The sequence below is a fragment of the Marinobacter sp. NFXS11 genome (assembly GCF_040148675.1).
Lineage (GTDB): Bacteria > Pseudomonadota > Gammaproteobacteria > Pseudomonadales > Oleiphilaceae > Marinobacter.
On record NZ_JAGDDV010000001.1, the window covers coordinates 1,524,742 to 1,548,633 of the forward strand.

Genomic DNA, 23,892 nt, shown 5'->3' on the forward strand with positions numbered 1-23,892 from the left:
TCTCGTTCTTTTTGCAGCGGTTACGTTTTTCAGCGTATTCGGGTTCCAGCAATTGGACCGTCGAATGAATACGGTTGCCCGGGATCTTGCGCCAGACACCGCCATTGGCACTGAGTCGGTCATCAGTGTTTACCGCATGCGCCTGCGGGTGTTCGATTATTTCTCCACTGGCAATGAGAAAACCCTGGAACGCTTCGACGAAATGGAAACGGATTTCAGAGCCGTCATGGCCAAAGCGCAGGACAACATTCAGGAGCCCGAGCGAGCCAAGCTGGTTGATCGAATTGAAAAGACAACCAATCAGTATATTGATGCTTTCAGAAGCGAATTGGTTCCGGCAAAACGTCAGGTACTCAGCATTATCTCTGAAAAGCTGGATGTACACGGACCCAACGCCACAAAGGCCCTCAGACTTGCGCTAAATGGCGTGGCCAACCGTGAGCCAGACAGTGAACTGAGAGCTGGTCTGGAGCAACTCCTCAACGATGCGTTGATCATGCGGATGACTGCCGAGCGGTATCTGGCAAACGGCGACGAGGATTCCCAGAAGGCCCTCGGTTGGGCCATTGAGGACCTGTCTGACGCCCTGGAACTAATTGATGCCGAAAATGGTCCGGAATTTGTTCAGGTGTACCTGAATACGGTCGTTGAAGAGCTGGAAGCCTATCGGGCTGCTGTTCAGAATATCCTTGAGCAGAAGAGCATTCTCGTTGGCGTTAAATCCCAAAAGCTGGACGTTCTGGGACCGGAAATTGCGAGCATGGCCAGGGAACTTGAAGCAAGTATATTTGCCTCCCTGGACAAAGAGGCCGATGAGGCAACCGCAGAAACGGATCTGGCTCTGAAATTTACCCTGGCAGCTTTCCTGGTTTCTGCCGTACTCGGATTGATTGTTGCCATTGTGATGAGCCGTTTGATGGGCAACAGCGTGAAACGCGCCAAGGCTGAAATTCTCGGTTACCTCGATGACATCGCCAACAACAACGGCAATCTCTCCACCCGACTCACTCCGGGCCGTCCCGATGAGATCGGTGACTTCATCGACGCAGTCAACACGTTCCTGGAAACGCTTGAGGAAACGATTTCCCGTATTGTAACGGCGTCTCGGCAACTGACTGGCGAGTCCGAATCCCTCTTCGGAATCACGGAGCGCACAACCGCCAACTCTGAGCAACAGCGCGACCAGATCACGCAGGTGTCTGCCGCCATGCAGGAAATGGTCTCCACCTCCGAAGAGATCGCCTCGAACACCAGCGAAACTGACGAATCGGCCCGTAAGGCCTCATCGCTTGCGGATTCCGGACAGGAAACCGTTGGCTCTGCCATTCGGGCGGTTACGAACCTGGCCAATCAGGTTGAGAAGGGGTCTAACCGGATCCAACAACTGGAGAACGAGTCGGCCGAAATCGGCAATGTGCTGGCTGTTATCCAGAGCATTGCTGAGCAAACGAATCTCCTTGCGCTCAATGCCGCCATTGAAGCGGCTCGAGCCGGTGACGCCGGGCGGGGATTTGCCGTGGTTGCCGATGAAGTTCGAGGACTGGCCAAGCGCGTTCAGGAATCGACCGTCGATATCGAGCGGATTGTGTCCCAGCTCCAGAGTGGCGCGGCCGGCGCAGTAGTGGACATGAGCAAGGCCAAGCAGATGGCCGAAGAGGCCAGCGAGGAGGCAAGCAAGTCGGGCGAAGCTTTGACGGACATTCTCGCGGCGGTTAACAGCATCGTTGAAATGACCACCCAGATTGCAAGCGCGACCGAGCAACAGCGAGCGACCGCCGCAGAGATGACCCAGAACGTGGAAATAAGCAGCGGCGCAATTGAGGAACTGGCCGGAGACATTTCCCAGGTGAATCAGTCAAGCCGCTCTCTGGCGAACATGGCTGATGAATTGAATACGCTCGTGCGACGCTTCAGGGCCAGTGAATCCTGAACACACAATGGTTGCAGATGTTAACCAATTCACGAGAGCGCAGATGATTACCTGATACCTTTGGGTTTCAAGTTACACAATGTAACCGGAAACGGACTGCCCGGAGGTATTTCGCCATGACGCGCTCTCAATCACTTAGGAAGCAAGGCGCTCGCGGCCCTGCCATTGTCATTCTAACAGCGGCTGCCTGCCTCGGCACTGCTCAAGCCGCCGAACCCGAAAAAGTCATTTTCGCCGCCGAAAATGCACTTTACGGTGCCGGTCATGATATCGGACGCGCGGATGGATGGATTGATGAGCAACTCCGAGCGGCCATACGCGCCTATCAAGCTCAAAATGGGCTGCAAACCAACGGCAACCTGGATACGGCAACACTGAAAGCGCTCGGCGTGACCAAAACATCCAGCGCAACCATCACTGCAAATTCAGTCGGCAGTCGAAAGGCGTCAGTGGCACAGCTCGGTTTGTCCCTTCCCAAGCCAGCGTCCAATACCCCGACCATTGCCAGGGCTGAACCAGAGCCTGCGCCCGCGCCAGAACCTACCCCGGACCCCATTCAAAAATCATCCGAACAGGGCGAGCCAACAACTTCACTCGATGCCGAACCTGATGAAAACCAGATAGATACTGAGGGAACTTCGAAAAGCACTGAAGTGAAGCCACAAGAAAAAGTGGCGGAAGCAGCCCCGACAACACCCGAACCGGTGGCTTCAGAGCCTCCTGCGCCACCTTCAGCTCCAGGCCCCGCGCCGGAACCTGCGGTCGCCGAGGAAACAACACCGGAAGCCACCAAAGAACCAGCCCCGGTGCTGGCCCAGCTCCCTGCAGAGCCCACCAGTGCGGGACCTGCCGAGCCGAAAGCAACGGATACGAAGAAAGCCCAGCCAATCGAGGGAGAAACCACTGCATCGACTAATTCCGCGGTTGCCGATAATTCTCAGAGCACCGGCGGAGGCTTTTTCAGCGCCCTGTTTGATTTCTTTTTCGGCTGGCTGGTATGAGCGTCAGCTCTGCAACCGGTCTTTAAAGACTTTCCAGTCAATCACGTTGCCATCGGAATCGAAATGGACGTATCCGCGGAAACTCGGGTCATCTTCCCAGGCCTTCACAAAGCCTACGGTTTCACCGGAGTCCGAGACGATCTCAAAGGCTTCGCTGCGGGCGTTGGCAATGTCTTTATCAGGCTCGGTATCTGAACGCTTGAGGCTTACGGAGGAGTCTAAGGGCAAATTGCTTTGAAGGAATTCCTGGATCATCGTCAAGCTCTCCTTTCAGGGTGAACCGGTCTGGTTCTGGAGGTAGCGTAACTATAGGACGATCCGCTAGAAGAGAATACAGATTCAGATCAATTTTCTTAGATTTTTTCGAGATAAAAGGGCTTTAAGAACAATAGGATATTTCATTATTGTGACAGTCTGCAACCTTCTGGTCTGATTATTTTTCAACCAGTTCAGAAGGTTACCGAAAGCAGAGTCGATCAGTCACGAGAATCAGAATTTCCAGAACGGAGTGCTCAGTTTCTGTTCAACCAGTTCAGGAGAGAATCCCACATCGTTCAGCAACCGACGATCCATAGTCATCACCAGATGGATAAAGTTGCGCTTCATCCGCCAGCCTTTGTAAAGCGAAGCAGCTCTTTTCATTTCATTACTCCTTAGTCAACCCAGAATATTGGTCTCTAAAAACCGGGACCTTGTTTAATTAGGGTCCTATTCTAAGCTTGACGAGGAGCTTTCTGAATACTTGGAAACCCCTATACACAGGGGCTCCCAGCATTTTCAGGCTTCAATGTGTTTCATTTCAATTACGATTTCATGAAGCCTTGGCGTTTGAAATCAATACCTGATAAAGATCGTCTTTGAGCTGCGCCCGCTTCTGTTTCATGCGGTGCAATTTGTCGTCGCCAACAGGAGAGTCCCTCTTTTCCAGCCCTTCAATTTCGTGATCGAGATGCGTGTACTCCTGAAGCTTTTCGTTGAACTTGAGATCATTGTTTTTGAGTTCCTGAATGAGGTCTCGGTACTGCGGGAATTCTACGTGAAGCTCATGGCTGGAAATGCCCATCGTAATACTCTCCTCTTCTTTGCAGAGTGTTGATCAAGGCTGATCACCTTCATCATAGACGAGCGTGCCAGTTTCTGGGCGTCTTTGACAAATCGCTAATTACGCACGACGTTGCATGGGTATAGCATGTTAGTACGTTATCCAGTTACGCCTCGGGACACTTGCGAATGACCTTTGCACGAATTACCGGCACCGGTTCCTACCTGCCTGAAAACATTGTTACCAACAAAGACCTCGAAAAAATGGTCGACACCACCGACCAGTGGATTCGCGAGCGCACGGGAATCGAAAGACGCCATATTGCCGTTGAAGGCCAGACCACAGTGGATCTTGCGGAGCAGGCTGCCAGGAATGCGATTGATGCCGCAGGCATCAATGCGCAGGACATCGATCTGATCGTGTTTGCCACCTCCACCCCGGACAAGATTTTTCCGAGTTCCGCCTGCATCCTGCAGGCGCGTCTCGGCATCCATGGCTGCCCCGCCTTCGACATACAGGCGGTATGCAGCGGATTTGTGTACGCCCTTGCAACGGCAGAGAAGTTCATCAAGACCGGAAGCAGCAAGAAAGCCCTTGTTATCGGCGCTGAGGTCTTTTCCCGCATCATTAACTGGGAAGACCGCGGCACCTGTGTTCTCTTCGGAGACGGGGCCGGTGCCGTGATTCTGGAAGCCGACGAGGAAACCGGGATTCTTTCCACCCATATTCACGCCGACGGTCAATACGAGGATCTGCTCCACGTGCCTTGCGGTATCTCGGACAATTACGATCAGGTGAAGGCGGGTCGGGCCTTCGTCGAGATGAAAGGTAATGAAGTGTTCAAAGTGGCGGTGAACACGCTAGGCAAGATTGTTGATGAAACCCTGGCAGCCAACCAGATGCAGAAATCAGAGATCGACTGGCTGGTTCCCCACCAGGCCAACCTTCGAATCATCTCGGCCACGGCCAAGAAACTGAACATGTCCATGGACCAGGTTGTCGTGACAGTTAATGAGCACGGCAACACATCGGCTGCGTCCATTCCCCTGGCCCTCGATGTCGCCGTTCGTGACGGACGAATCAAACGCAACGAAGTACTCCTCCTTGAGGCCTTTGGTGGCGGATTCACCTGGGGCTCTGCACTGCTCCGTTACTGATCGGCCATCTTTCGGATCGCCACTCGTTTTCAACCATAGACGGGCTCCAACTCTTGTTGAAGCCCGTTTTTTCATTGTGTTTACCGCACCCGGTCAGATAGACTGTATTTTTATACAGTACCAATAACGCTCACTGCGAGGAATAACCATGGCAGTACAAGCAGTCTACTTTTCTGATAGGGACGGCCTGGATATGGCACTGAAAAATCCTGAGACGATGCTGTTCACTTCAAAAGCCGAAGCCGATGCCCGGGACAAAGTGCTCGAACTGGCGGAGGAAATTCAGGTATTCCTTGGCCGCAAGGTTGAAGGCCTGAGCGACGATCTGGCCGAACGCTGTGCCATGGCCATAGCGGAGGACAAAGACCTGTTCCAGAAAGCGCTCAAGAAGCCCGAGCTTCTGAACGCAGAACAGGAATAGCTGGACAGGGGCGGCGCGGCCGCCCTCCTCTCATGCCACGGCTACCCAGCTGCCATTGTCATAACGCGCTACGCCCTGGCCAGACATCCGATGCAAACTGACCCACTGATTCTCCACCAGAGCCGCCACATCTGGCTGGCGACGTAACACGGATTCAATCCGATCCTCCGGCGCATCAATCAGAACAGTAAGACGAACCGGTTCATGGCGCCAATGAGTGCCATCGTGGACGGACTGCAGCGGCAGGCCAATTCTCAACCGCGCGCTATCACCTTCCACAACGCCGACATTCCCGCCAACCGCGGAGTGCAGGAGTTTGTTACCAGAACCATATACGTCGGGAACCGTTACCGAAGCAAAGTACTGAAGGTTGATCCAGTTGGCGACGATCATCGGTGCTGCCAGCAAAGCCTCCAGGAGACCGCCATCTTCGTCCAGAGTCGGATCGTAATCGTGCAGGAATACGCGCCCGGACAGGTTGCAGCCCCTTGTCTTGCTGCGCTTCGCGAAAATGATTGCCGCGTTGTTGGCCAGCCCCCACTCCGGACGAACCTCTGACCAGTCCCGGGTCCGGGTTTCCATGGCCTGCTTAAGGTTATCGTCGCCCAGTCCGTTCAATTTCAGTGGCGTTGCCCGCTCTTTTCGCGCCCGGATACCGGCTGCTTCGAATCCGGCTTCCAGATCTGCCAGATGCTGCATGTGCGAGTCCGGGATAAGATGGCGATCAGCAATCGTTACCTTGTCCGTTGCTGTGCAGTGCTCAGCAGCGACCGCCCAGGTGAAGTCCGGAATTCTGATACCCGCGTCAGCAAGCCCTGTCCTGACCTGTGGATCATTGACCAGGCTTGCTGCAAGCCGGGCGTTTACGCCGCCGCTCTGGCCGCCACACGCACCACAGTCGAGACCAGCCTGGTTCGGGTTGTTATCGGTATGACTGCCATGACCAACAAGCACCAGCAAAGGCGCGAAACCACTGGTCAGAGACATCCCCCGGAGCATATTGGCCGCCAGCGCAACCCTCTCGGCATCAGAGAGCGGATCGCCTCCGTGGCTGTGTACCAGGCGCCCCTCTACACTTTGGTCAGGGCGGGTTTTGTGGCCCTTTTTCAAAGTGTCTTTCACCAGTTTCCAGGCCCAGGCCAAACCGGTGGTCTCAACCAGTGTGAACGTCGACAAGCTGGTATATTTCGCCTTTCTGACGGATTCACGGGCGATCTCTCTCTGATCGAGAGAGCGATTCACTGCCAGATCCTCTCGCAGGCTGCCCTTGGTATCAATCAACCGGAAAGACGCGGGCAACAGGCCCGGCAGTCGGCGGGCCGGGGCAAGCGGTCCGTGTTGCTGATGATCGATTGGCATTCCGAAAAAACCGGCGAATCCGAGCGTCTGCACGTCGGGATACACTGCTTCAAGGTGGCGGCGCATCACTTCGGAGCGAACATCGATACAGAAGACGGCCTGGGCTGCCGGTATCCCACGCCCGGAGTCTGGCCACGCCTGCTTTACCGGCGCAGATTCAAGTGCCTGCCACAAGGTGCGCTGGTAACCAATTTCGAAGGCTCGCTGCCACACCCACAGCCTGCTGCGATCATCGTAGTCCCCCCTGCGACTCGCGCGGGCTCTCTGCCTCTGCCACTCTGCTTTCTGTGCCGTCGAGGCGAAGGCTACCCCTGCGGACTCCCAGACCAGCATGATCGCCAGAATGTCCTCACACCGATCGGATGAACGCCCCTCAAGGCCTGCCCGCCAGTCTTCTCCGCGACACCAGGAGGCCCAGCCGTTCACTCTCAACAACAGGCTATGGCACAGCGCTTCCAACTCATCTCCACGAGCGCCGATCCGATTCAGCGCCTCCTGTACTGCCTGATCCCTGCCGTCCGGAACCGTCTTGAAGAAAGCACGGCTCCCTTTCAACCCGGTCGTAAAATCAAGCGCCAGGTCCTGCCTGACTGATTCAAGCCAAAAACCGAAAAGCCCCCCATTGGCCTGGTTGCCCGAAACGGACCATCGGCTCTGGCGCTGATCGAAAAAGGCGCCGCAAACGCGAGAAACCTGGTCGCAAACGGTGTCAGTCAGAACACCGGCCTCCTCGTGGGCGTTCGCAACCGCAAAGGTATCCAGAATGGAACCGCGCAGTCGCGCAGTTATCGCCCCCTTTCGTCCCAGCCAATCAAGGTACCAGGCGGTATTCCGCTCATCACCACGCTCGGCAATACTTGCCCTCAGATCGTCTTCTCGAATCCGGCCACCTTCCCAGGCTTCCCGGTAAAACTCGGTCGGCATAAGCATACTGAAACCCGCGCGCTCGTTGAGCACCTGATCTACCCGCGGGGCCGGAAAGTGTCTCAGCCCCCAGAACGGATTCACCGCTATCCATTGATCGAGAGGCCAAACAGGAGCGATCAGGTCGCAGGCCTGTTTAATCGGCTTCCGCCAGTCATCGCTCAGCCACTGCAGTTCCGGCAATGGCGCGCTCGCATCGCTCATGATCTCTCCTCCCGTCGGAACGGATGATGGGGAACCCTGCGGAACATGGCCGGCACCTTCAAAGCCTCCGCCGCCAGGAAGCGGGTCAACCGATCAAAGGGCAATTCTAGGTAAAGCCCCTGACGAAAATGAACGCCCAAAGCACGGGTGGCCGGGAAGCGAGCACCGAATACAATCATCAAAGAGCACACGGCGAGCAGCGTTACCAGAGTGGCGCCCGTTCCCAGAGCAATGCCGGGGATAGCAAACCCTTCCTGCTCGGGAACGGCCGGGCCGATGAGAAGATGCAACAATGCGTACAGCGGAACCAGGAGCACCGCCAGACCTGCAAGCCTCAGCTTCACCGCTCTTGTCGCTCCGGCCGGGACGCCCATGCTAGCCGCAGATACCGCCAGCACCAGCAATGCTCCGAAAACCGGATTGTTTTCCACGATCCACGGGAACTGAACCAGGATCGCCGCCGCCAACAGGCCGGTAAGCCCGGCCCAGGCGAGCCGGTTAGCAGAGGGAGATTCGGGAAAACGCGTTGCTGCCGATACGGCCACCGTGCGACCAGAAGCCAGGAACGAATGCGCCTTGTACAGCGAATGGGCCAGTAGATGCAGCAGTGCCAGTGTGTAGGCCCCCATGCCGATTTCGAACAGCATAAAGCCCATCTGCGCACAGGTTGACCAGGCAAGAGCATGTTTGACCGAGTATTGGGTCATCATGGTGAGAACCGCAACGACCGCGGTCATGCCGCCGATCACGAGCAGAATCATGTGGCCGGCGGTAAAGCCATCAAACACCGGGAATAAACGCAGCCAGAGGAAACCGCCAAGATTGATCACCCCGGCATGGAGCAGCGCAGACACGGGCGTCGGAGCTTCCATAACGCGGATGAGCCAGCCGTGAAAGGGAATCTGGGCGCACTTGAGAACCGCCGCCAGAGCCAGAACCACCGAGGCAACTGTCAGCGCTGTTGAGCCACCGGCTCGGGCGTCCTCATTCTGGATCATGTCTGGCAGGTAAAAGGTGCCGTAGTGCAGGTAGAGCGCCACCACACCCGAGACCACCAGCGCATCTCCAACCCGGCTGACGATGAACTTCTGCACCGCCGCCATTCGCGCCTGGGGCCGGTCCTGATAGAGGGTGAGCAAATGATGCAGGGCCAGACTGACACCAATCCAGGCGCCTGCCAGAATCAGCAGATGGTTGGTAAACACCAGTACCAGAACAGAGGCAACCGTCACCAGAAACCAGGGAAGAAAACGGTCACGGCCAGGGTCCTGGCTAAGGTAGTTGTCTGCAAACCGAAGAATGACCCAGCCAATAAACGCCACCATCGTGGCCATCCAGACCGCTATCCCGTCTGGATACAGGCCGAAGCGCCCACCCAGGGTCGCCAGACGATTGCCATCGCCTCCTACATGGGACTGAATCAGGAGCAGGATTCCCATCACGACCGAAACGGCCATGGAGGCCAACAGCGCCCACCCGGCAAGTCGCCAACAGTGGTTCACTTTCAGTGGATTCTTCAGCCAGCCAGTCAACCCGGCAAGCAGGAAGAGACCGACCGGCAGCAGCAGCCAGAGTGCGAGGATCGAGAGCAATGAAAATTCGGCGATTGGATTCATACTTGCAAACCTCCTGGTTGCCAGTACTTTGCCGATCTTCGTCACATATAAAAAATGGTTTATACTTATCAGATCATTCGTTTTTAGAGAACGAAATTACATGAAGCTGAATTACCATCACCTTTACTACTTCTGGAAGGTCGCCCGAACCGGCCACCTGACGCGAGCTGCTGATTCGCTGCATATTTCCCAGTCGGCGCTGTCGGGCCAGATACGCAAGCTGGAAGACAGCCTGGGACACGACCTATTCATTCGTGAGGGGCGTCGTCTCAAGTTGTCTGAAGCCGGGAGAATGGCATTCTCCTACGCCGAGGAGATCTTCCGCCAGGGTGAGGAGCTGACGGCATTATTTGCCTCCGGCGCTCAGCCAAACCGCGAGATGCTCCGAATTGGAGCGGTGGCCACCCTCTCCCGTAACTTCCAGGAAGGCTTCCTGCAACCGCTGCTGAATCGGGAAGACCTCGAGCTGAGCCTGCAAAGTAGCCACATGGATGAGCTGCTGAGACGCCTCTCGGCGCACCGACTGGACTTGATCCTCGCAAACCAGGCGGTACAGGGAGATGAACAGAATCCCTGGCGGTCACGGCTGATCGCCAAACAGCCGGTCAGCATCATCGGGCCGCGGGGAATAGACGTTCAGGGCGATTTTGTCGACGTACTGCGTGGCCGAAGCTTGATTGTGCCGGGCCCGGACAACAACATACGCCAGGCCTTCGACCAGTTGTGCGAGTATCACAGGCTGCGTCCCAACATCGCCGCCGAGGTGGATGACATGGCGATGATGCGACTTCTCACCCGGGATACCGGTCATTTCGCCATCATGCCTCCGGTGGTCGTTCGCGATGAAATGAAGAGCGGAACCCTTGCAGACTACGGCGCTTTGCCGGGCGTCTTCGAGGAGTTCTATGCCATCAGTATCCGGCGCCAGTTCGAGACGCCAGCACTGAGGGAGCTTCTATCCCAGACCCAGGACAATTTTCTGACCCGAACGCCGATTGGTCATTCTGACTAGCCCGAGTGGCGAAAAATGTCATCCATAAGGCTGACTTACATCCGTATACTGAAGCAGAAAGACCACAATAATAACGCCGGACATATGATCATGAGCCAAGCCAGCCTGCGAGAACACCCGTCCATTCTGATTATCGGTAGCGGTTTTGGTGGTCTGGGCATGGCCATCAAACTGAAACTGGCCGGGTTCAATAACCTGACCCTGCTGGAAAAAGCCGACCGGGTCGGAGGTACCTGGCGTGATAACACCTACCCCGGTGCCGCCTGCGATGTGCAATCCCACTTTTATTCGTATTCCTTCGAACCGAAGCACGACTGGTCCCGGAAATTCGGGTTGCAACGCGAAATACTCGGTTATATGGAGCACTGCGTTGAGAAATATCGCCTGGGCAGTCACATCCGGTTTAACTCCGAGGTGCAGGAAGCCGCGTTTGACGACGAAACAAATCAATGGTCGGTGACCCTCGCAAACGGTGAGCAACTGACCGCCAACGTACTCATCACCGCCACCGGACAGCTCAATCAACCTGCCTGGCCAAACCTCAAGGGCCTGGACCGTTTTCAGGGCAAGATGTTCCACTCAGCCCGTTGGGATCATGATTACGACCTGTCCGATAAACGGGTAGCGGTCATCGGTACTGGCGCCAGTGCCATTCAGTTTGTTCCGGAGATTGCATCGAAGGTAAAGCAGCTGGATCTGTTTCAGCGCTCGGCGGCCTGGGTCCTGCCCAAGCCGGATCGGCCCTTCAAGCGCTGGGAGCAGACGCTGTTCCAGAAAGTGCCGGCCTGGGATCGCCTCTATCGGTACCTTATTTACTGGAAAAACGAGAGTCGCGCCCTCGCTTTCACCAAATTCAGTGGCCTTCTCGAGTATTACGCGAACATGGCAAAGCGGGAGGCCAGAAAACAGGTCACAGATCCCGCCAAGCTGAACAAGATCATTCCGGACTACAAGATCGGCTGCAAACGGATCCTGATTTCCAACGACTGGTATCCGGCCATCAACCGGCCGAACGTGAACCTGATTACCGACCCTATTGATCACATTGACGAGTCCGGCGTTGTTACGCACGAAGGACACCACCATGAGGTCGACGCCATTATCTGCGGCACTGGTTTTCGGGCCTCGGAGTTCCTGTCACCCATCCGGATAACAGGCCGGGGCGGAAAGACCCTGAACGAGGCCTGGCAGAACGGCGCCGTAGCGTTCAAAGGTATCACCGTCAGCGGCTTCCCAAATATGTTCATGCTCTATGGGCCCAACACCAACCTGGCCCATAACTCGATCCTGTACATGCTAGAGTCCCAGTTTCGCTACGTTCTGGACTGTCTGGAGGCGCTCGAAAAGTACCCTCACTCCGCCATGGACGTCCGACAAGACCGACAGGACCGCTTCACCCATGTGGTCCAACAGGGCCTGGAAGACACGGTCTGGAGCTCCGGCTGCACCTCCTGGTACCTGGATGAACATGGCCGGAATACCATCAACTGGCCGGGATTCACCTTCACCTACCGGTTCGCCACCCGCCGGGTAGACACCGCTGATTACCAGTTTCTTTACCCCGGCCAGACCGTGGGTTAATCGGGTGACAGCCCTTTGCGCTTGAACCTCGGCGATATTCATAGGATGATTGGGTTATCGGTTGGAAGGATGATAAACACATGCTGGAACGTATTCGTAAAGGCTCGCTGGTAGAGACCGCCATCGAGAGCCTCAGAAACGCCATCGAGAAAGGTGACTGGGCGGTTGGCAGTCGCCTGCCCGTCGAATCAGAACTTTCCGAATCCCTCGGAGTAAGCCGCAACACCGTTCGCGAGGCGGTTCGGGTGCTGGTACATGTGGGGATGCTGGAAACCCGCCAGGGAGATGGCACCTATGTTCGAGCGACACGGGATGCCGGCGAAACACTGCGGAGAATTGCGCGCACCCAGCTGGCGGACCAGCTGGAAGTCAGGATCATGCTGGAAACGGAGGCCGCCAAGCTGGCAGCGCACAGGCGTACAGAACAGGATCTCCGGCACATGACCGCAGCCCTGGATGCTCGCGCCAAAGCGGGGGATAACCTGCGGGCTCGCATCCGGCACGATGAAGCCTTCCACCATGCTCTGGTTGCGGCTTCTCATAACTCAGCGCTGGTCGAACTCTACGATTACTTTTCCCACGCTGTCAGCCAGACCATCGAGCAGACCGAAACCGATGCAGACCTGCCGGAACCCTCCCAGGAAGACCATGAACTCTTGCTCGCCGCGGTCCGGCGCCAGGATGAGGGCAAGGCAGAATCCCTGGCCCGGTCGCTTTTGAAACCCAGCCTCCACGCCTTGAAGCGTCGGGAGTCCTGATTCATGAAGTTCCGGATCGATACCTTTACCCTGCTGCTCCTTGGCGCCATCGTATTGGCTACCTTCCTGCCTGCAACTGGCCAGGCTGGCGAGGCACTGGCCACTGCCGGAACGGTCGCCGTCGCCCTGCTCTTCTTTTTTCATGGCGCAGCGCTGTCCCGGGAGCAAATTATTGCCGGCGCTACCCACTGGCGACTGCACATTCTGATCACCTCGCTCACGTTCGTATTTTTTCCGCTGGCGGTGCTGCCGATTAATGGCCTCAGCAATATCGCACCCACATGGATGCCGAAAGATCTTGGTCTGGGGTTTCTTTACCTGGGCGTCCTGCCGTCGGCGGTGTCCTCCTCCATCGCCTATACCGCAATGGCGCGGGGCAATGTTCCGGCGGCAATCTGCAGCGCGGCCGCCTCCAATGTCTTTGGCATGATGCTGACGCCATTCCTGCTGTTGCTGTTGGTAAGCACATCCGGCGGTGGGGATTTCTCCGTAGCGGAAGCCCTGAAAGACATCATTCTGCAACTGTTAATGCCTTTTGCGGTCGGGCATGCGCTCAGACCATGGCTAGGCGGGTTTCTTGGCAGAAACGAAACGCTGATGGCCCGCTACGATCAGTGCGTGATCTGGCTGATCGTCTACTCCGCTTTTTCTCATTCGGTAGAGAGCGGACTCTGGGAGAATCTGCCGCTGCAGGCCATTCTTTTCGCCATTGTGCTATGCCTGGGCTTACTGCTGCTATTTATGGTGTTCGCCAGATTCCTGGTGCGGCGATTCGGGTTCAGCCTGGAGGATGAAGCCGCGGTGGTGTTCTGCGGATCAAAAAAGAGCCTGGCATCTGGCCTGCCCATGGCCAAGGTCCTTTTCTCGGGGCACCCCGGCTTCGGCATGATCGTGTTGCCGATCATGTGCTACAACCAGATACAGGTTATCGTCGGAGCCTTCTTGGCCCAGAAGTACCGGGAAAGAATTGAAAGGGCGAATGCAGAGAAAACGGGTTGATCCGGGAGGCGGGTTCAACCGCCCCCCATTCCGCCAAAGAGTGTGGCGAGAATCGCCAGCCCGACAATCCAGCCAATCACCGCCGGCCAGAAATTGACCATTTGCGGTGGCTGTTCGCCCTGTTCTTCAGCCATGTCGGGTTCCGGGTAATTCCGATCGTCGGCCGCCTCAGGCGCTTCTTCCATAGTGAACCAGCCGAACCACTCACCGAGAAACTGGGCCACCGGTGCCGGAAAGGTGCCGTTTTCCGCCATCGGACGTATCTGGGGCTCCAACTGGCGACCAATCTCGCGTCGCAACCGCGGCTGATCGGCGGGCGGCTCGTCCAGAATGGCTTTCCAGATGCCCGGGTCCTTACTTCTTGAGGGGTCATTGAGCAAGGCCTTGATCTGGATAACCACCTCACGAACCACCTGGCCCTCGTTGGCATCCAGCGGACGATCCGGCTCCTGGTTCTGGTCCTGCGCCTCGCGATACGTTTCAGTCTGAACCGTGTCAGAAGCCCCCTTTACCGGGCCCGGGTCGTCCCCCACTGCCTCGCGGAAAGCCGCTTCCAGGCTCTTCGCCTCGTCTTCCGAAGCAAATTTGAGCTGTTGCTCATACGCATCCTGGATTTTCCGACGATCGCCGGTCGGCTCAATTCCAAGGATTTCCCAACAATTCATAAAGCTGCAACTCCCGGGCCTAGATTCATTACATTTCAGAGAGACAAACCGTCTGTAGTCCCTTACGATAGGACCCAAACATAATAAAAGTGCTTTATCCTTTTTCTCGGCAGATTATAGAACGTCAACCATGCATCAATCGACAAAAACGGCAACGGTATGTAACGGCCGCACCCTCGCAACATGCCTCGGCGTCAGTATCGCTTTTTCCGCTCTGCTACCAGCCACCGTAATCGCACAGACTGACACACCTGATTTCATGCCCGGATTACTTGCCCTGGAAGGCGAACAGAGCGAAATTCCCGAAGTGCTGACCACAACACGACTGCGCCAGTCCAAGCTTCGGGTTCCCGGCACGACCACTATCATTACCGGCGACATGATCCGTGATCTCGGAGTCATGAACCTGGTAGAGGCGCTCAGGCTGGTGCCGGGTATGGTTGTTGGTCATTGGGGAAGCACCAATCCGGTGGCAACCTACCACGGTACGTCTCAGTACGAACAGCGTCGGCTGCAGGTTCAGATTGACGGACGAACCGCCTACCGGATCAGTCTGGCCGATGTGGACTGGTTCGGGATGCCCGTGGCATTGGAAAATATCGAGCGCATTGAGGTTAGCCGGGGGCCAAATTCCGCGGCCTATGGCATCAACGCGTTTCTTGGAAGCATCAATATCATCACCCGCTCACCCCAGGACACGGCCGGCATAGAAGCCTACACTTCGGTCGGCTCGCGGGGACATCTGCGAACCTTCACGTCAGTGGGCGATACCGATGCCAACAAGAGTTGGCGGCTGTCTTACGAAAAGCGCAAATCCAACGGCTTCGATAACCAGATTGACGGCGGCGAGGAAATCCCCTTCCACGATGGCCATGACATCAACAACTTCAATTTCGACAGCGTGTTCCGGATTGACCGTCAGCATTCCATCGACGTTCGCGCCGGCGTGCTGGATGGCGTAAATGAAGAGGACTTCGAGAAGTCCGGCAAGCTGGGGGCGATCACCAACCCGGATATCATCATGGACGACTATTATCTCCATGTCCGGTTCGACGGGGCGACCTCTCCCAGTCACTTCTACCATATTCAGGCAAGCTATCAGAACCAACGGCAACGCCAGCGTTGGACGGTTTCCGCCCCGGCAGCAGAAATCAACGCGCTTCTGCCATCCGGGTTCCCGCCCTTCCCCGAAGACCAGGGTCCGTTCATTGCTGATTTGAACGAAGACCTCGAGGAAACCCGGCAGGAAATCGAACTTCAGGACACCATCATTTTCAGCGATGAATTCAAGTTGGTCTCCGGCGTGGGCTATAGAAAGGATTCTTTCAATTCCGAGACCTACTTCAACGGAAAAGGAGACAATTACCAATCCCGGGTATTCGCCAATGCCGAGTACTCGCCCTTCCGATGGCTGACCTTTAACGCCGGGGGGAACTGGGAGCAGACCACCACCACTGATGAAGATTATTTCTCGCCCAGGGCCGCCGCGAACTTCATCCTGAACAACAACCATGCCCTGCGTTTCGTGTTTTCTCGGGCGGTGCGCACACCGGACGCCTTTGAACAGAATCCTGACTGGGGCTATACGCCGAGAAATGTGCAGGCCCCGTTTGAAGCACTGGACGGAGAGAGAATCGAAGTGGCCGACATTCTGGACCCGACAACATCCACCTACGGCCAGAAACTTCAAGAGGAATGGATCACCTCACGTGAAATCAGCTACTTCGGTCAGTTCCATCTCGAGAGCGCCCTGCTGTCGGTGGAAGTTCGCTACTTCAACGACGACTTCCACGACATGATCAGTGGCGTTATCAATGAAGAAGAATGGTATATCGCCAACAACGTGGATCTGGAGCAGGAAGGCGTTGAGCTGGAAACCTCACTGCAGTTTTCCGGAACCAAGCTCCGGGCCACCTACGCCTATCTGGAACAGGAAGGCCGTTACACCGGCGATCCGGCTGCACTACCGGTAGACAAACAGGAACGGGCTGTCGATCTTCTGGCCCGCCTCTCGGCCCGGGATTCAGGTAGTTTTGCCTGGATCCAGGATCTGCCGAAGGGTTTCATGACGTCAGCGGCGATGTACTGGACCAATGAAGTCCGTGAGACCCGGTTCGAACGTGCAGATTTCCGATTGGCCCGCCGGGTGGACAAAAGCGATTACAGTTATATGCTGGCACTAACGATCCAACATTACCTCAATCCCAAGCCATGGATCAGCCCGGATAACCGGATTGAAGATCAGAACCAGTTTTTTGTTGAGGCTGGTATTCGTTTCTGAAGTTAACAAGGAAAGCGCGAGCCCTGGACGGTATGGAGCGAAGGACAGGCACGATTCACCGAAACCGGCATAGATGCGGAAATCCGGGCCTTTTACTCAAGGCCCTGTGCATTCTGCTTTTCGCCGTTTGCGCCACGGTTGCCAATGCCCAGGAAGCAACGGCAAGGGTCGTTTATTTTGTCGGCTCAGGCAACGCACCTTTGGATCAACATCTGATTGAGCTCCTGAAACGGCAACTGGGGCCAACGACCTCCTTGACCGAAGTCTCCGACGACCAGCTGTCCACTCTGGAAAACAGCCCGATAATTACGGTTGGCCCCGCCGCCTTCTCCCGGGCACGTCAAGCCAACCGCTCCGCAGCGATCCTGGCCATGCTGGTCGACCGATCCTTTATCTCCGCCTTTGCCGAGCGATCACCGGGCCAGATCTCGGCGGTATTGTACGACGTGCCGCTGATCCGCCAGGCTCTGACGGGAAAGGCCATTTTGCCCCAGGCCAACAAGATTGCCCTGCTGGCAACTGCAGATTCCGTCGAACTGTATGAGCCCCTGATTGATGAACTGCCGGCCTACGGCATGTCGGCTAAGATCTTTCTGGTCGATAGCAACGACAAGCTGATCCCGACGCTTGTCCGCGCCCTCGGTTATGGTGATTTCTTGCTCGCAGCACCAGACAGCGCCATTTACAACCCCCGAACCATCAAACATATTCTGCTGACTGCCTACCGCCGTAATCAGATCGTCATCGGCCCCACTCAGGCTTACGTTAAAGCAGGTTCCCTGGCCTCCAGCTATGCCCCTTTCCCTGAAATGGTTGAGATGGCGGGCGACTTTTTGTCGACGTTTTTTGAAACCGGCACATATCCGAAGCCCTCGTATCCGGAAGAGTTCCGGGTCGAGGTCAATGCCCAGGTTGCGCGCTCTCTGAACATTCCATTGCCCAGCCGTGAGGATATCGCCACACGGGTGGACCGACAATTAACGATCAATGGGGAGGCGTCTGATGAATAACAGCCACAGACAACAGCGCCCCATGTCCCGAAAGCTGCTGCTCCTCGGAGCTCTGCCAGCCATCGTCATGTTCATCGTGCTGATGGTGTTCTTCACGTCTGTGCGTCTTGAGGATGCACGCCGGGATCTGTCCGACAGCAGCCAGATGCTTGCCGACAGCCTCGCCCCTGCCCTGGAGTACGCCGTTGTCTCTGGCAACACTCTGGCACTCGACCAGATCCTTTCCCAGTCGCTGCGTCGCAGCAAAGCCGACTGGATCCGGGTCTCCGACGTTATGGGAGACCAGATTGGCTTCGTTTCCCGCGAACCGATCAAGCCCCATGAGATACCCGAGCGCGACCAGATCTATGAAGCCGAAATTCTCCAGCAGCCCCTGGAATTTGGTTCGGAACGGACTGCAGAGTGGTTTGAACCGGACTATGGCTTCGGTTCCGGTTCTCTGCGAGTTGGCACTGTTCAGGTTGGCGTGAGCCAGGATGTTCTTGCGGAACGGCGGCAGGATATTCTGTGGACATCGATCGCCGTTGGTGTGGCCCTGCTGCTGTTCAGCATTCTGATCATCAATCATTTCCTCGGAGCAATTCTGGCACCGATACGAGACCTCGCCGGGCGAATCGGTCAACTCACCGATGGTGACTACCAGGAGCGTCCCCTGAATACTCACCAGAGTTCGCAGGAGATCGTTGCCATTGAAGAGCAACTTAACCAGCTGGCTAATCACCTGGCCGGCCTGAAAACAGCCCGGGACCAAACCATCGCCGCCTCCGAAGGTGCCCGGGAAAAGGCCGAGATGGCAAATCAGGCGAAATCCGAATTTCTGGCCACCATGAGCCATGAGTTGCGTACGCCCTTGAACGGGGTGCTTGGGATGGTCGATCTGATCCAGGAAGAACCGCTTACCCAACGCCAGCGCGAATACCTCAACACTGCCCGGCAGTCCACCGAGGATCTGTTGACGGTCATAGCAGACATCCTCGATTACTCGCAAATGGACAGCGGCACCCTGAAACTCGACAGCCAGGCGTTTAACCTTCGGGAACTGATTTCCAACTGCACCGCCACCTACCGACACCTCGCCGAGCAACAGGGCCTTGCCCTCAATCTCAAGTTCTTCGGCGACTGGCCGGACAACCCCGTCGTCATCGGCGACCCCGCGCGTCTGCGGCAAATTCTGGCGGGGCTGGCTGACAACGCCATCAAGTTTACTGGCGATGGCTTTATCAATATCCAGGCGGGCTTTTTCGCTCTCGAAGACAACTGCATCATTCTGAACTGCTCGGTAAGCGACTCAGGATCCGGCATTCCGACCGAGCGCCTTCAGGACATTTTCAACTCGTTTGAACAAATCGACGCCGGAAACAGCCGGCTATACGGAGGCACCGGACTTGGCCTGTCCCTGGTCCAGCGACTGGTTGAACTCATGGGCGGACACATTCAGGTAGAAACGGATCTGGGCAAGGGTTCCTCGTTCCGGTTTGAGCTGCCGTTCGAGCTGGCGAATCGGCCCAGACAACCCGAGCCGACCGGGACACCACCAAGGGAAACGATCAATGGCACCAGCCATGCCCTGGTGGTGGAAGATAACCCGGTGAACCAGCGCGTAGCCACGGCTATGCTCAAACGATTGGGTTTCCATACCGATTCCGCCAACAACGGCAAGGAAGCGCTGGACAGGGTGACCACCAATCACACGGGCTATGACATCATACTGATGGACTGTCAGATGCCCGTGATGGACGGATACGAGGCCACCCGCTATATCCGGGAATGGGAACAGAGCAACGGCCAGATGGGGACACCGATCATTGCATTAACGGCGGACGTGCTACCCGGGACAGAAAAGAGTTGTCTCGACTGCGGTATGAACGATTATCTGGCCAAGCCCGTTCGCAAGGAAATGCTGCGCGAAGTGCTCAGCCGCTGGATCAAGCTCTAGGAAGGTGCCGGCGCCCTGAACCGGACGCCGGCACTAAATCACGCCACCGGCTCGCGCATGGTGACAAACTCCTCGGCAGATGTCGGATGAATGCCCAGGGTGGAATCGAACTGAGCCTTGGTCGCACCAGCCTTGATGGCAACCGCCAGCCCCTGGGTAATTTCACCAGCGTCCGGACCCACCATGTGGGCACCCAATACGCGATCAGTCTCGTCGTCTACCACCAGCTTCATCAAGCTCCGTTCGTCACGACCACTGAGGGTGTATTTCATCGGGCGGAACTCAGAGCGGTAAATCCGCAGTTGATGTCCCGCTTCCCGGGCCTCTTCCTCGGTCAGCCCAACCGTCCCGATGTTTGGCTGGCAGAATACCGCCGTTGGAATCGCCGAATAGTCCATCTCGCCTTTGCCATCGCCAAACAAACGTCTGGATAGCACCATGCCCTGCGCCAAGGCAACCGGCGTAAGCTGAGGAGTTCCAATCACATCACCCAGCGCAGTAATTGAGGGCACGGCAGTCTGGAAGTGATCATCCACCACAACATGTCCCGAGGCGCTGAGCTGAACACCAAGATCGGTCAGACCGAGACCGTCAACCAAGGCACGACGACCGGTTGCCGCCATCACAAGGCCAGTCTCCAGGGTTTCGCCATTGTTAAGTTGAACCCGGTAATGGGCATTCTCGGCTTCAACCGATTCAATGGTCACACCGAACTGCAGGTTTACGCCTTTTTTCCGCATTTCCTGTTCGGTAAACCGTCGGATGTCGCCATCAAACCCGCGCAGGAACAGATCACCGCGATACAGCAAGGTTGTATCAACACCCAACCCGGCCAGGATGCCGGCAAACTCCACAGCGATATAGCCACCGCCCCAAACAACGGCCTGCTTCGGCAGCTGCGGCAGGTAGAACATCTCGTTGGACGTAAGAATGCATTCCTTGCCGGGCACATCGGGAATTACCGGCCAGCTGCCGGTGGCAATCGTGATGTGTTTGGCCCGATAGGAGGTATCCCCGACGACCACGGTATTGGCGTCTGACAATGACGCCGTTCCTTCGATGATGGTCACACCGGCGTTTTCCAGCAACCGACCATAAATGCCATTCAGACGCTCGATCTCGGCATTCTTGTTGGCAACCAGCTTCGGCCAGTCGAAACTGACATCGTCGAGTGGAACCTGCCAACCGTAGCCGGCTGCATCTTCCAGCTCATCGTGAACGTGGGCGCCGTACACAAACAGTTTCTTGGGCACGCAGCCAACGTTTACGCAGGTTCCGCCAAGATACCTGGATTCAACCACAGCCACCTTGGCGCCGCGCTGGGCAGACATGCGCGCGAGGCGAACGCCGCCGGAGCCGGCTCCGATAACGATCAGATCAAAATCCTGCTGGTCAGACACAGCTTCTCCTGTTGTAGATTAAGAAAAATCAGGTTTGGCCGGACGTGGCCGTTTTGGTTTCCGGATGCACTTCCCTGAACAACACATGATCTTCGAAGTCGCCGAGCTGAATCTTGCCAAGGCTCCGGAAACCCTCGGATTCGTAAAACGGCAGATAACGGTTGTTACCGGTATCAAGCACCAACCCGCTGCCACGCGGGTTTTCGGCACAGAGTTTTTCAACAGTTTTCAGCAGCAAACGACCGTAGCCGCGATTCTGGTATTTGGGATTCACTCCCATCATGGGCAACTGGTGCGCCAGTGGTTGTGGCAGCATGTCGCGAATTTTCTCGTGGTAGTCCAGATACCGACGTGTGGAGGCAAACCCCGTAGTCAGGACCATACGAATCCGCCAGCTGATCTGATCAGCCAGGTTCATCCTTAATTCGGGATCCCCGATGAACGCCACGGCCACCAGCGTGTCGTCAACCATCACTCCGATCGAATCCTGATCAAGCTCAAAATAAAGGTCTATCAATTCCCTTATGGTCGCCCGCACCCTCTGATCGTAGCCGGGACGCCGGTGATCGAACAGATACTGGAACGTTGGCTCGTTCCGGTAGGCGTGAAACAGAATGGATCTGGCTTCATTCCGCGCCGTTTCGTCCAGGCGAACAATGGCTGGCTCGGATTTGTTCTTGTTGTCGCTGCCGTTACTCATCGCTTCCCTCTCCTGCGTCAGTTCCGGACAAAAGGCCCGGAATCTGGTTTTCAGAATCAGATGGCCAGTGTGAGACGAACGGAAACCCGCCCCGGCTCACTGGCCCTGTCCATGGCCGCCTGGTCAATGACGACACCATGGTTACCATTCAATCGCTCTAACCATGCGGCAACCTCTGCAAAAGGCGCATTCTCAAGCCAGACCCGGATGGCGTCTTCACCGCTGGGCTCAAAGCGCTGAAGGGACAGACCCGCCTCCCCGGCGGAGCGGGTCACCAGAGCCATCAGGGCTCTGCCATCCGCTGGCTTGTCTGCCGACGCCGTGGTGCTGGCACCGCCTGTATTGCCAAGACGCTGAATCGTCCGTTGGTTCGCCTGCATCCAGGCCAACAACTCGCCGGCGTTGTCTCGGGCAGCTTCCGCCTGGTCGTAGAACCCGGCCGCCGGTCGCCAGACGGCAAAATACAGAAGGCCAAGAAACACAGCGATCGCCAGCACCACCAAAGCCTGCTGGTCGCGACGGGGCAAATGATCATACTGAGCAATGAGTTTGCCGACCGCCGGCTGATCCTTGATTCGGGAAAGCATACCTTAACCTCCTGAGACCGTCAGGCGGCCGCGGGCGCCGCTCGCTTCGTTCACCACCGAACCAATCTGCGCCTCCAGCCCCTGGTTCGCGAGGCCGTTGCGCAGAGCGCTCAAACGGTCATAGCTATCGGCTCTTACGTCTACGACCAGCTCACCCCGTGAGCGGCTGTAATTCACTGAATTGAAATTCACTCCCTGGCTGCCCGGCAGACGGGAATACTGTTGTCCGGTGTATTTCATCAGGGTGATAAAGTCCACCTCCGGCCCACTGGCGCCGGCAACCCGCAACTGGCCTTCGATCACGCGCCGGACGTTGCCGGCATGGGTACGCCGGTCATTCGGAAACGCATCGCGGTAGATTGCCATGGCCTCGTTTCGCAGTTTTTCTGCCTGATTCTGATAGTAGAAACCCATTCCGGCATTCAACGCCACCTGAACCACGAACCAGACGGCGGCAACTGCGATGAGGGGCTTCCATGGTTTGAGCGGACTCGCCTTGCCCGATTTGGACGAGAACATGCCCTGGCACAGGTTTACCGGTTCGCACAGATGATGGTGATGGGCGTAGGCCAGCAGTTCCAGAGGCATGAGCTCAAGAACTTCCTTGCGAACCGCAAGCCGACCAGAACCGTTCAACTCCGAGATGGCCGATTGCTGGAGATCAAATTCATCAGCGGTGCCGTAAAGCGTGACCGGAATTTCAGCCACCACTTCCTCCGCAGACGGAGCAGTCAGCGTGTGGGCAAACATTCCCAGGTTCGCAGACTGCATACTCAGCCACTCGCCGCGTTCGCTCACCATCATTGCTGTTTCGCCGTCCAGACAGACCGACCAGCCGCCTTCCGTGCGCGGCAACAAGGAGGCATCGGGAAAAATGGCTTCCAGCCGAGCATACGCCCAGCCGCTAAACAGATTCACCCACTGCCCCATCCGTTCGCGATCAATGGCCGCTACGCGGTAGCCGTGATCGGTATGGGCGCCCAGCGCCAGGTGAACAGAATCAATGTCCTGGGCGATTTGCTCCTCAACGGCGTAAGGCAAGGCCTGGTTAATGAACCGGCTTTGTTTTGCGGGAATGTCGGCCAGACAGTAAATGGCTTCCTCGCCAGGAATAAGGCCGATCAACAGAACATTATCCAGTGCATTCTGGCCGAGGGTATGCTCGATGGTTTCCCGACTGTCGCCTGCGCCGCGAGCCTGCGCATCGCCACTGGCATCGTGCAGGACCCAATTGAACATCTGGGCACCGGGGTCCTGGTCAGCGTCCGCAAACGGCGGTATTGGGCGGACGTAAAGGCGATAAGACATG

21 protein-coding genes are annotated in these 23,892 nt (G+C 56.6%); 11 read left to right on the top strand and 10 right to left on the bottom strand.

Annotation, left to right across the window (positions count from 1 at the left end; all coding sequences use genetic code 11):
- Nucleotides 1-64 precede the first annotated feature (64 nt).
- Nucleotides 65-1,930, top strand: coding sequence for a methyl-accepting chemotaxis protein (locus J3362_RS07150; protein WP_349518857.1), 1,866 nt, complete (start codon nucleotides 65-67; stop codon nucleotides 1,928-1,930).
- Nucleotides 1,931-2,046: 116 nt separating this feature from the next.
- A complete protein-coding gene (locus J3362_RS07155; RefSeq protein WP_349518858.1) occupies nucleotides 2,047-2,931 on the top strand; it encodes a peptidoglycan-binding domain-containing protein in 885 nt (294 codons plus the stop codon).
- A gap of 3 nt (nucleotides 2,932-2,934) precedes the next feature.
- Here the strand turns inward: J3362_RS07155 and J3362_RS07160 are convergent, their stop codons facing one another.
- The 3 genes from J3362_RS07160 to J3362_RS07170 form a co-directional block, all read right to left on the bottom strand.
- Nucleotides 2,935-3,186, bottom strand: coding sequence for a hypothetical protein (locus J3362_RS07160; protein ID WP_008171147.1), 252 nt, complete (start codon nucleotides 3,184-3,186; stop codon nucleotides 2,935-2,937).
- Between the two features lie 234 nt (nucleotides 3,187-3,420).
- Nucleotides 3,421-3,573, bottom strand: a complete 153-nt coding sequence (locus J3362_RS07165; protein ID WP_008171150.1) for a hypothetical protein — start codon at nucleotides 3,571-3,573, stop codon at nucleotides 3,421-3,423.
- Nucleotides 3,574-3,742: 169 nt separating this feature from the next.
- Nucleotides 3,743-3,994: an HP1242/YdcH family protein gene (locus tag J3362_RS07170; RefSeq protein ID WP_349518859.1), complete on the bottom strand. Its 252-nt coding sequence runs from the start codon at nucleotides 3,992-3,994 to the stop codon at nucleotides 3,743-3,745.
- 167 nt (nucleotides 3,995-4,161) lie between these two features.
- Between J3362_RS07170 and J3362_RS07175 the strand changes: the two genes are divergently transcribed.
- Complete coding sequence (locus J3362_RS07175; RefSeq protein WP_349518861.1) at nucleotides 4,162-5,130, top strand: beta-ketoacyl-ACP synthase III; 969 nt, start codon at nucleotides 4,162-4,164, stop codon at nucleotides 5,128-5,130.
- Between the two features lie 148 nt (nucleotides 5,131-5,278).
- A complete protein-coding gene (locus tag J3362_RS07180; RefSeq protein ID WP_349518863.1) occupies nucleotides 5,279-5,551 on the top strand; it encodes a YebG family protein in 273 nt (90 codons plus the stop codon).
- Nucleotides 5,552-5,581: 30 nt separating this feature from the next.
- Here the strand turns inward: J3362_RS07180 and J3362_RS07185 are convergent, their stop codons facing one another.
- Nucleotides 5,582-8,038: a YbcC family protein gene (locus J3362_RS07185; protein ID WP_349518864.1), complete on the bottom strand. Its 2,457-nt coding sequence runs from the start codon at nucleotides 8,036-8,038 to the stop codon at nucleotides 5,582-5,584.
- On the bottom strand, nucleotides 8,035-9,654 hold the full coding sequence (locus J3362_RS07190) for an NADH-quinone oxidoreductase subunit L (protein WP_349518865.1): 1,620 nt from the start codon (nucleotides 9,652-9,654) through the stop codon (nucleotides 8,035-8,037). The genes J3362_RS07185 and J3362_RS07190 overlap by 4 nt, the downstream gene beginning before the upstream one ends.
- A gap of 100 nt (nucleotides 9,655-9,754) precedes the next feature.
- Between J3362_RS07190 and J3362_RS07195 the strand changes: the two genes are divergently transcribed.
- From J3362_RS07195 to J3362_RS07210, 4 genes are all read left to right on the top strand, one after another.
- Complete coding sequence (locus tag J3362_RS07195) at nucleotides 9,755-10,666, top strand: LysR family transcriptional regulator (protein ID WP_349518866.1); 912 nt, start codon at nucleotides 9,755-9,757, stop codon at nucleotides 10,664-10,666.
- 84 nt (nucleotides 10,667-10,750) lie between these two features.
- Entirely contained in the window at nucleotides 10,751-12,247 is a 1,497-nt protein-coding gene (locus J3362_RS07200) for a flavin-containing monooxygenase (protein ID WP_349519263.1), read from the top strand.
- An 80-nt stretch (nucleotides 12,248-12,327) separates the two neighbouring features.
- A complete protein-coding gene (locus J3362_RS07205; protein WP_349518868.1) occupies nucleotides 12,328-13,005 on the top strand; it encodes a FadR/GntR family transcriptional regulator in 678 nt (225 codons plus the stop codon).
- A 3-nt stretch (nucleotides 13,006-13,008) separates the two neighbouring features.
- Entirely contained in the window at nucleotides 13,009-14,004 is a 996-nt protein-coding gene (locus J3362_RS07210) for a bile acid:sodium symporter family protein (protein ID WP_349518870.1), read from the top strand.
- A gap of 14 nt (nucleotides 14,005-14,018) precedes the next feature.
- Here the strand turns inward: J3362_RS07210 and J3362_RS07215 are convergent, their stop codons facing one another.
- Nucleotides 14,019-14,669 (bottom strand): J domain-containing protein, encoded by a 651-nt coding sequence (locus tag J3362_RS07215; protein ID WP_349518871.1) that lies wholly within the window; start codon nucleotides 14,667-14,669, stop codon nucleotides 14,019-14,021.
- Between the two features lie 130 nt (nucleotides 14,670-14,799).
- Between J3362_RS07215 and J3362_RS07220 the strand changes: the two genes are divergently transcribed.
- From J3362_RS07220 to J3362_RS07230, 3 genes are all read left to right on the top strand, one after another.
- Nucleotides 14,800-16,950: a TonB-dependent receptor plug domain-containing protein gene (locus J3362_RS07220; protein ID WP_349518872.1), complete on the top strand. Its 2,151-nt coding sequence runs from the start codon at nucleotides 14,800-14,802 to the stop codon at nucleotides 16,948-16,950.
- 200 nt (nucleotides 16,951-17,150) lie between these two features.
- Nucleotides 17,151-17,960 (top strand): ABC transporter substrate-binding protein, encoded by an 810-nt coding sequence (locus J3362_RS07225; RefSeq protein ID WP_349518874.1) that lies wholly within the window; start codon nucleotides 17,151-17,153, stop codon nucleotides 17,958-17,960.
- The gene (locus J3362_RS07230; RefSeq protein ID WP_349518876.1) at nucleotides 17,953-19,896 is read left to right on the top strand and encodes an ATP-binding protein; all 1,944 of its coding nucleotides are present in this window, start codon (nucleotides 17,953-17,955) and stop codon (nucleotides 19,894-19,896) included. Before J3362_RS07225 ends, J3362_RS07230 begins: the two co-directional genes overlap by 8 nt.
- 38 nt (nucleotides 19,897-19,934) lie before the next feature.
- Here J3362_RS07230 and gorA read toward each other — a convergent pair whose 3' ends face one another.
- Genes gorA through gspL form a run of 4 tightly spaced genes read right to left on the bottom strand, consistent with a single transcriptional unit; the run spans nucleotide 19,935 to nucleotide 23,891 of the window.
- The gene (gorA, locus tag J3362_RS07235; protein ID WP_349518878.1) at nucleotides 19,935-21,296 is read right to left on the bottom strand and encodes a glutathione-disulfide reductase; all 1,362 of its coding nucleotides are present in this window, start codon (nucleotides 21,294-21,296) and stop codon (nucleotides 19,935-19,937) included.
- 28 nt (nucleotides 21,297-21,324) lie between these two features.
- Nucleotides 21,325-21,996: a GNAT family N-acetyltransferase gene (locus J3362_RS07240; protein WP_349518880.1), complete on the bottom strand. Its 672-nt coding sequence runs from the start codon at nucleotides 21,994-21,996 to the stop codon at nucleotides 21,325-21,327.
- A 56-nt stretch (nucleotides 21,997-22,052) separates the two neighbouring features.
- On the bottom strand, nucleotides 22,053-22,583 hold the full coding sequence (locus J3362_RS07245; protein WP_349518881.1) for a type II secretion system protein M: 531 nt from the start codon (nucleotides 22,581-22,583) through the stop codon (nucleotides 22,053-22,055).
- Between the two features lie 3 nt (nucleotides 22,584-22,586).
- Nucleotides 22,587-23,891, bottom strand: a complete 1,305-nt coding sequence (gene gspL / locus J3362_RS07250; RefSeq protein WP_349518883.1) for a type II secretion system protein GspL — start codon at nucleotides 23,889-23,891, stop codon at nucleotides 22,587-22,589.
- Nucleotide 23,892: the final 1 nt, after the last annotated feature.

Bases quoted from the DNA above. Each gene is read 5' to 3' on its own strand.
- J3362_RS07150 (WP_349518857.1), top strand. From the start codon at position 65: ATGAATACGGTTGCCCGGGATCTTGCGCCAGACACCGCCATTGGCACT.
- J3362_RS07155 (WP_349518858.1), top strand. From the start codon at position 2,047: ATGACGCGCTCTCAATCACTTAGGAAGCAAGGCGCTCGCGGCCCTGCC.
- J3362_RS07160 (WP_008171147.1), bottom strand. From the start codon at position 3,186: ATGATCCAGGAATTCCTTCAAAGCAATTTGCCCTTAGACTCCTCCGTA.
- J3362_RS07165 (WP_008171150.1), bottom strand. From the start codon at position 3,573: ATGAAAAGAGCTGCTTCGCTTTACAAAGGCTGGCGGATGAAGCGCAAC.
- J3362_RS07170 (WP_349518859.1), bottom strand. From the start codon at position 3,994: ATGGGCATTTCCAGCCATGAGCTTCACGTAGAATTCCCGCAGTACCGA.
- J3362_RS07175 (WP_349518861.1), top strand. From the start codon at position 4,162: ATGACCTTTGCACGAATTACCGGCACCGGTTCCTACCTGCCTGAAAAC.
- J3362_RS07180 (WP_349518863.1), top strand. From the start codon at position 5,279: ATGGCAGTACAAGCAGTCTACTTTTCTGATAGGGACGGCCTGGATATG.
- J3362_RS07185 (WP_349518864.1), bottom strand. From the start codon at position 8,038: ATGAGCGATGCGAGCGCGCCATTGCCGGAACTGCAGTGGCTGAGCGAT.
- J3362_RS07190 (WP_349518865.1), bottom strand. From the start codon at position 9,654: ATGAATCCAATCGCCGAATTTTCATTGCTCTCGATCCTCGCACTCTGG.
- J3362_RS07195 (WP_349518866.1), top strand. From the start codon at position 9,755: ATGAAGCTGAATTACCATCACCTTTACTACTTCTGGAAGGTCGCCCGA.
- J3362_RS07200 (WP_349519263.1), top strand. From the start codon at position 10,751: ATGATCATGAGCCAAGCCAGCCTGCGAGAACACCCGTCCATTCTGATT.
- J3362_RS07205 (WP_349518868.1), top strand. From the start codon at position 12,328: ATGCTGGAACGTATTCGTAAAGGCTCGCTGGTAGAGACCGCCATCGAG.
- J3362_RS07210 (WP_349518870.1), top strand. From the start codon at position 13,009: ATGAAGTTCCGGATCGATACCTTTACCCTGCTGCTCCTTGGCGCCATC.
- J3362_RS07215 (WP_349518871.1), bottom strand. From the start codon at position 14,669: ATGAATTGTTGGGAAATCCTTGGAATTGAGCCGACCGGCGATCGTCGG.
- J3362_RS07220 (WP_349518872.1), top strand. From the start codon at position 14,800: ATGCATCAATCGACAAAAACGGCAACGGTATGTAACGGCCGCACCCTC.
- J3362_RS07230 (WP_349518876.1), top strand. From the start codon at position 17,953: ATGAATAACAGCCACAGACAACAGCGCCCCATGTCCCGAAAGCTGCTG.
- J3362_RS07240 (WP_349518880.1), bottom strand. From the start codon at position 21,996: ATGAGTAACGGCAGCGACAACAAGAACAAATCCGAGCCAGCCATTGTT.
- J3362_RS07245 (WP_349518881.1), bottom strand. From the start codon at position 22,583: ATGCTTTCCCGAATCAAGGATCAGCCGGCGGTCGGCAAACTCATTGCT.
- gspL (WP_349518883.1), bottom strand. From the start codon at position 23,891: ATGTCTTATCGCCTTTACGTCCGCCCAATACCGCCGTTTGCGGACGCT.